6 protein-coding genes and 1 pseudogene are annotated in these 6,981 nt (G+C 55.5%); 3 read left to right on the top strand and 4 right to left on the bottom strand.

The annotated features are described in order from the left end of the window. From G485_RS25265 to G485_RS25260, 3 genes and pseudogenes are all read left to right on the top strand, one after another. Positions 1 to 496, top strand: a 496-nt coding sequence (locus G485_RS25265; protein ID WP_035154941.1) for an ATP-binding protein, incomplete at its 5' end; no start/stop codon positions are given. A gap of 1,111 nt (positions 497 to 1,607) precedes the next feature. Next, positions 1,608 to 2,237, top strand: coding sequence for a hypothetical protein (locus G485_RS29735; protein WP_156922157.1), 630 nt, complete (start codon positions 1,608 to 1,610; stop codon positions 2,235 to 2,237). A gap of 27 nt (positions 2,238 to 2,264) precedes the next feature. Next, positions 2,265 to 2,477 (top strand): annotated as a pseudogene (locus tag G485_RS25260) (tyrosine-type recombinase/integrase); the annotation flags it as partial. Between the two features lie 73 nt (positions 2,478 to 2,550). Here the strand turns inward: G485_RS25260 and sufB are convergent. The 4 genes from sufB to sufD are packed head-to-tail and all read right to left on the bottom strand — an operon-like array spanning position 2,551 to position 6,973. Continuing rightward, positions 2,551 to 3,948, bottom strand: a complete 1,398-nt coding sequence (gene sufB / locus G485_RS0105745) for a Fe-S cluster assembly protein SufB (protein ID WP_027091771.1) — start codon at positions 3,946 to 3,948, stop codon at positions 2,551 to 2,553. Between the two features lie 59 nt (positions 3,949 to 4,007). Then, the gene (gene sufU / locus G485_RS0105740; protein ID WP_027091770.1) at positions 4,008 to 4,457 is read right to left on the bottom strand and encodes a Fe-S cluster assembly sulfur transfer protein SufU; all 450 of its coding nucleotides are present in this window, start codon (positions 4,455 to 4,457) and stop codon (positions 4,008 to 4,010) included. After that, positions 4,454 to 5,668 (bottom strand): cysteine desulfurase, encoded by a 1,215-nt coding sequence (locus G485_RS0105735; RefSeq protein WP_027091769.1) that lies wholly within the window; start codon positions 5,666 to 5,668, stop codon positions 4,454 to 4,456. The genes sufU and G485_RS0105735 overlap by 4 nt, the downstream gene beginning before the upstream one ends. Continuing rightward, positions 5,669 to 6,973 carry a Fe-S cluster assembly protein SufD gene (gene sufD, locus G485_RS0105730; RefSeq protein WP_027091768.1) on the bottom strand — a complete coding sequence of 435 codons (1,305 nt, stop codon included), beginning with the start codon at positions 6,971 to 6,973 and terminating at the stop codon, positions 5,669 to 5,671. It abuts the gene before it with no gap. Positions 6,974 to 6,981 lie beyond the last annotated feature (8 nt).

Below are 6,981 nucleotides of genomic sequence, written 5' to 3'. Positions count from 1 at the left end.
AGGACGGCGAAATCTGGTGTTGTACGGCCCCGTCGGCACCGGCAAGACGCACCTGGCCATTGCGGCTGGGCTGCGTGCCTGTGAGCTCGGGATGACAGTGAAGTTTTACACGGTCGCAAAGCTGGTGATGCGTTTGGCTGAAGCGAAGCGCGGCGGCACGCTCGAACGCCTAATGAGCGAGATCCAGCGCTGCCAGCTTCTCATTCTCGATGAGTGGGGGTATATCCCCGTTGACAAGGACGGCTCGCAGCTGCTCTTCCGTGTCATTGCCGACAGCTACGAGAGCCGCAGTCTGGTTATTACGACCAATCTGGAGTTCTCCAAATGGGGGACCGTCTTCACCGATGACCAGATGGCCGCGGCGATGATTGACCGTTTGGCGCACCACGGGCACCTGCTCGTATTCGAAGGCGAGAGCTACAGTCGGAGGATACACCATCCTGGAGCATTGCACAGACTGCGAACGCGAGATACTAGACGATTACTGGTGCGATGAACCGAACGAACCGGCTGACGCCTGGACGCCGGATGACGGGGAAACCGATCCGTTTTGTTTGCCGACACTCAATCAATAATCAGCGGAGCCCTTCGGGGCTCCCAAGGGAGGTATGCGGGATATGGAATCAAAGTAACGGAATGCGAAAGCGTGGAAGATTTTATTGCTGTATTCAAACAACGGTAAGAAAAATTCGGTTCGGAAGGCATTGAGTGGTCGATCAGCACAGTTAATCAACTTGTGCTGATATGGGTTGAGGATATCGTGCGCTACAGTTCTCGTTACAGGGATAGCTCGGAGCAGCTGCGCCGCATACAATGCTTAATCGAAGCGGCAAAGCAAATAAAAGACGTCCCCGCCTGACGATTGCACAACGCCATATGGGCCGGATGGGAACCGGCCGAAACGATTCCCCAGTAACGGGGACGTACCGAGAACCCCTTCCTTGAGCTGAATGTGCATGGTTGGCCTTACATGACTGTCCTTTACATAACCCCTTCTGAAGACAACGTGAAATTGCAGAAGAGTGAGTGATATCTGCGGTTACGTTTCAAGTACTTTGGGAGGCGAAGAAGTTGATCAAAGTAATATAAAAAGGGAAAACAATCGCAATACCAATTATTATCAGACCAATTGCCGGAAGTGGTTTATCTTGGGGATTCGTAATCGGGTACTGAGAAGCAAACGTTAAGGTAAAAATCAAAAAATACGGAATCCATAATACGGAAAGCACATTTTTTATCCTGCGATTACCGAATAAGTTTTTAGTAAGAATATAACACAGAATTGAAAATGCAATATAAATCAACAAGATCGAGATGTTAATTAGTGTACCAATATGATGGAATCCTGTTATTCTTTGAATCCGATAATAATTGACCCACATTTCAGTGTGAGCAAAGAAAGCAAGTGCGTACATAACGCTAATGCCATTTAATTTTAAGAACGTTACCATGCAGTTACCTCCAAGCTTGTCTCACCACTTATCTCTTACAAATTATAATAAGTGAAACTATTCCTTAGTAATAAGACATTAGTACCATGGAACTATTCCGATGTTTTGCAACAATATGGTACAATTGGTCATTCCAAATGTTGGGAGGTATATGCAATGTCGAAGGTTAAGGTAATGCTGTCTCCTGTCGCCGTATTCTTACTCCTTTTTGCTGGTGTGGCATCTGCAGAACCATCACAGGGAGATCAAGATTCAAATTTAACACAGCAGCTTAGGCAGATTCATCAGAAAGTGGTTGAGAATGGACTTGCTTCTTTAACGGATGACGGCCAAATCGTTATAAATGCAACTGCTTCGGAACTTGGGGTAGACTCTGATCTGTTTGATAAATACCTACAAAATATGGACGCTATTAATTTTGATGTTAGCATTGGTGGAGTATCTTTTGATGATCACTTCAATATAAAAGTAGGTTCGCAAACTGAAGTTGCCGAAGCTGTTTATCAAAATTCACTGGATAAAAGAGCAGAGGGAGAGCAACTTGTAGTTCCTTTCTCTGATCCAGGTGCTCCTGTATTACAAGCATATTCCATTGCCAATAGTAATTATCATACTGTTGTCAATTATTACAACGCTCTTGCAACAGGCATTTACGCGGACCCGACAGCTGCTTATGAAGCTACAGTCGGAATGTGGGTTGCCAAAGTAAGACCAGGTGGAGATTGGGATTATAAAGTTGTTTCGGGATACTCATCTTATTATAAAGAATGGGAAGCATCAGGCTGAATATCCTGCCGCGCTTGGGCAAACTCAAAGTGTAAGCGGGCCGGCCTTCCTATCCTCTCCCCGCATGCGCTGCGTCATACACACGCAGTCCACTTGCTCGAAGCCGGCGCAAACATAAAATACGTGTCCGAGCGTCTTGGACACAAGAGCGTCAAGATCACCGCGGACACGTATTTGCACGTTACCCAAAAGATCGAAGACGACGCTTTGGCGCTTTACGAACAATACGTCCATGCGTAGTTAAGGGGCAAAAAGGGGGCAAAAGCCGCTTTTTAACCCTTGCCATGAGCCGAAAACCATTGATAAATCAAGGTTATCCGATGCTCCCCTCCATCTCGAACTTGATGAGACGGTTCATCTCGACGGCGTACTCCATCGGGAGCTCCTTCGTGAACGGCTCGATGAAGCCCATGACGATCATTTGCGTCGCTTCGGCTTCCGACAACCCGCGGCTCATGAGGTAAAACAGCTGATCCTCGGACACCTTGGACACGGTCGCTTCGTGCTCCAGCGTAATGTTGTCGTTCATGACTTCGTTATACGGGATCGTGTCGCTCGTCGACTGGTTGTCGAGAATGAGCGTATCGCATTTGACGTTCGCCTTCGCGCCTTCGGCGTTGCGGCCGAAGGAAGCGATGCCGCGGTACGTCACCTTGCCGCCATGCTTGGAGATCGACTTCGACACGATCGTCGACGTCGTTTCCGGCGCCAGGTGAAGCATTTTCGCCCCGGCATCCTGATGCTGCCCTTTGCCGGCGACGGCGATGGAGAGCACCATGCCTTTCGCGCCGCGGCCTTTGAGCACGACTGCCGGGTATTTCATCGTCAGCTTGGAGCCGATGTTGCCGTCGACCCACTCCATCGTCGCGTTCTCTTCGGCGACGGCGCGCTTCGTGACGAGATTGTAGATGTTCGGAGCCCAGTTCTGGATCGTCGTGTAGCGGACGCGCGCGTCCTTCTTGACGATGATCTCGACGACCGCGCTGTGGAGCGAGTTCGTGCTGTAAATCGGGGCCGTGCAGCCTTCGACGTAATGGACGAAGCTGCCTTCGTCGGCTATAATGAGCGTGCGCTCGAACTGTCCCATATTCTCGGAGTTGATGCGGAAATACGCCTGCAGCGGAATTTCGCACTTCACGCCTTTCGGAACGTAGATGAAGCTGCCGCCCGACCATACCGCGCTGTTGAGCGCCGCGAACTTGTTGTCCGCCGGCGGAACGACCGTGCCGAAGTATTCCTTGAACAGCTCCGGATGCTCGCGAAGCGCGGAGTCGGTATCCATGAAGATAACGCCTTGCTTCTCGAGGTCTTCCTGCATGTTATGGTAGACGACTTCCGATTCGTACTGGGCGGACACGCCGGCCAGGAACTTCTGCTCCGCCTCCGGAATGCCCAGCTTGTCGAACGTCGCTTTGATCTCTTCCGGCACTTCTTCCCACGTCTTGCCTTGCTTCTCGGACGGCTTGACGTAATATTGAATGTCGTCGAAGTCCAGTTCGTCAAGATTGCCTCCCCAACGCGGCAGCGGCATCTTGCCAAACTGCTCGAGCGACTTGAGGCGGAACTTCAGCATCCATTCCGGCTCGCCCTTCATTTCCGAGATCGTGCGGACGATCTCCGGCGTCAATCCTTTGCCGGATTGGAATATCGCCTTATGCTCGTCGCGGAACCCGTACTTGTACTCTTCCAGCTCGGGCATTTGTTTCGCCATGACGATCAACCTCCCTGTTTATATAATTCGCGGCCGATGGCTCGGTTCCCCGCTTGGCCTTACTCTTCGATGCCTTCATGCTGCCCTTGGCCGTGCTCGATTCCTTTGCGAAGCGCGTTCCAGGCTAGCGTGGCGCATTTGATGCGCGCCGGGAACTTGTTCACGCCGGACAGCGCAGCGATGTCTTCGTACTCTTCGAATTCTACACCTTCCCCTTTCATCAGGGAAGAAAATTTATCGGCCAGGGCGAGCGCCTCGGAAGTCGTCTTGCCCTTGACCGCGTCGGTCATCATCGAAGCCGAGGACATGCTGATCGAGCAGCCTTCTCCGGTGAACCTGGCGTTCTTCACGACGCCGCCTTCGATTTGCATTTGCAGGCTGATCCGGTCGCCGCAGGTCGGATTGTTCAGGTTGACCGTTACGGAGCCGTCGTCCAGCGTCCCGCGGTTGCGGGGATTTTTATAATGATCCATAATGACGCGGCGATAAAGGTCGTCGAGCGGATTCATCCGAAATACTCCTTTGTCTTGATCAGCGCGTCGGCGAGACGGTCGACGTCCTGCTCGGTATTGTATAGATAAAAGCTGGCCCTGGCCGTCGCGCTCACCTTCAGCCAGCGCATGAGCGGCTGGCAGCAATGGTGCCCGGCCCGGATGGCGATGCCTTCCGTATCGAGCACCGTCGCCACGTCGTGGGGATGCACGTCGCCGAGGTTGAACGTGACGAGGCCGGCCCTATCTTCCTTCGGCCCGTAGATCGTAATGCCGTCGATGGCGGACAGCCGCTCGATGGCGTATTTCGCGATTTTCTTCTCGTGGCGGTCGATCTCGTCCAGGCCGACGCTCTCGAGGAAATCGATGGCTGCGCCGAGGCCGACCGCCCCGGCGATAATCGGCGTTCCGCCTTCGAATTTCCATGGGAGATCCTTCCAGCTCGATTCGTACAGATCGACGAAATCGATCATCTCGCCGCCGTACTCGACCGGCTCCATTCGCTCGAACAGCTGCGCCTTGCCGTAAAGCGCGCCGATTCCGGTCGGTCCGCACATTTTATGCCCGGAGAACGCATAGAAATCAACGTCGAGCGCCCGAACGTCCACTTTCAGATGCGGCGTGCTCTGCGCGCCGTCCACGACGATAACCGCCCCGTTGCGATGGGCGATCTCGGCGATCCTCGCGATCGGATTGACCGTGCCGAGCACGTTGGAGACATAGGCGATGGCGACGATCTTCGTGCGCTCGTTCACCGTGCTCTCCACGTCCGCCAGGCTTACGGTGCCGTCCGGCTGGAGCGGGATGTACTTCAACGTCGCGCCCGTCGCTTTCGCCGCCTGCTGCCATGGAATGAGATTGCTGTGGTGTTCCATCGGCGTAATGACGATCTCGTCGCCGGGCTTCAGCACCTGGCGGGCGTAACCGTGCGCGACCAAGTTGAGCGAAGCGGTCGTGCCGCGGGTGAACACAATCTCGCGCGTGGAAGCTGCGTTCAGGAACCGCGCCACCTTCTCGCGCGCTCCCTCGTAAGCGTCCGTCGCCCGCGATCCGAGCGTATGCACGCCGCGGTGCACGTTCGCGTTGTCCCATTCGTAATAGCGTTTGACCGCTTCAATGACGCTGCGCGGCTTCTGGGAGGTCGCGGCGTTGTCGAGATAGACGAGCGGATGGCCGTTGATTTCCTGATGGAGAATCGGGAACTCGGCTTTGAGCGCGATCGGATCCATTTACCCCAGCTTCCTTTCCAAAATGCGTTGCAGCTGCTCGCGCACGACTTCCAGCGGAATTTCGGAAACGACCGGATCGAGGAAGCCGTAGATGATGAGCCGTTCCGCTTCCGCGCGGGAGATGCCGCGCGACATCAGATAATACACCTGCTCCGCATTGACCTGGCCTACGCTTGCCGCGTGGCCGGCTTTGACGTCGTCTTCGTCGATCAGAAGAATCGGGTTGGCGTCGCCGCGCGCCTTCGGGCTCAGCATGAGCACCCGCTCCGTCTGCTGGCCGTTCGCTTTGGTCGCGCCTTTCTCGATCTTCGTCACGCCGTTGATAATAGCCGTCGCTTCGTCCTTCATGACGGCGCGGGTCACCATGTCGCTCTCGGAGGAGCGGCCGATGTGAACGGCGCCCGTCGTCACGCTCATCCGCTGCTGGCCGGTGCCGACGGAGATGATCTTGGCGTCCGAGGTCGAGCCGTTGCCCTTGAGAATCGTCTTCGTATCCGACAGCGTATTGCCTTCGTGCATGTCGCCGATGAGCCATTCGACGCGTCCGTCGTTGTCCAGAACGGCGCGGCGGTACGAGATGTCGATCGCCGAGCTATCCATATGATGCACGGCGGCATATTGAACATGCGCGCCCGCCTTGGCGAACACTTCGACCGCTCCGTTATGGAGCAGCGTAATGTCCGTGTCGCCCAGGGCCGAAGAGACGTTCTCCACGAAGGAGACGCGGCTGTTCGCTTCCGCAATGACGAGAATATGCGGCACGAACGTCGCTTCCGCGTCGTCGGCGAACAGAATCGCCTGCACGGGAGCCTCGATCTCCACGCCGCGCGGCACGTACAGGAACACGCCGCCGTTCCACAGCGCTCCGTGCATGGCCGCCAGCTTGTGCTCGTCGCGGGCGTAAGCCGTCATCAAGTGCGCGCGAATCAGCTCTTCGTGCGTGCGCGCGGCTTCTTCCAGGCTGGCCAGCACGACGCCCTTCGCCTTCAGATCTTCGGGCAGCCGCGTGTAAACGACGGAAGAATTATGCTGGACGATGACGGCTCCGTCGCCTTGCGCGTCCAGCATGGAAGCGATCGCTTGCGGCAGCTCCGCAAGCGCGGCAACCGTCTTGCCCGGGCGGTGCACGCCTTGAACGTTCAGCGTCCAGCGCTGGATCGGCGTTTTCTCCGGCTTGGGCAGTTCCAGGGTCGCGGCCCATTCGCCCGCTTGCTCCCGCCAGGCGACGAGCCAGGACGGCTCGTTCTTGCTGCGGGCGATCGCGGAGGCGGCTTCGCGGCCGAAAGAGGTGGTCGGTGTACTCATGATAGTTG

It is taken from the genome of Cohnella thermotolerans DSM 17683 (genome assembly GCF_000429825.1).
Taxonomy (GTDB): Bacteria; Bacillota; Bacilli; order Paenibacillales; family Paenibacillaceae; genus Cohnella; species Cohnella thermotolerans.
This window is presented reverse-complemented; position numbering and strand designations above follow the sequence as displayed.

Bases quoted from the DNA above. Each gene is read 5' to 3' on its own strand.
- sufB (WP_027091771.1), bottom strand. From the start codon at position 3,948: ATGGCGAAACAAATGCCCGAGCTGGAAGAGTACAAGTACGGGTTCCGC.
- sufU (WP_027091770.1), bottom strand. From the start codon at position 4,457: ATGAATCCGCTCGACGACCTTTATCGCCGCGTCATTATGGATCATTAT.
- G485_RS0105735 (WP_027091769.1), bottom strand. From the start codon at position 5,668: ATGGATCCGATCGCGCTCAAAGCCGAGTTCCCGATTCTCCATCAGGAA.
- G485_RS29735 (WP_156922157.1), top strand. From the start codon at position 1,608: ATGTCGAAGGTTAAGGTAATGCTGTCTCCTGTCGCCGTATTCTTACTC.
- sufD (WP_027091768.1), bottom strand. From the start codon at position 6,973: ATGAGTACACCGACCACCTCTTTCGGCCGCGAAGCCGCCTCCGCGATC.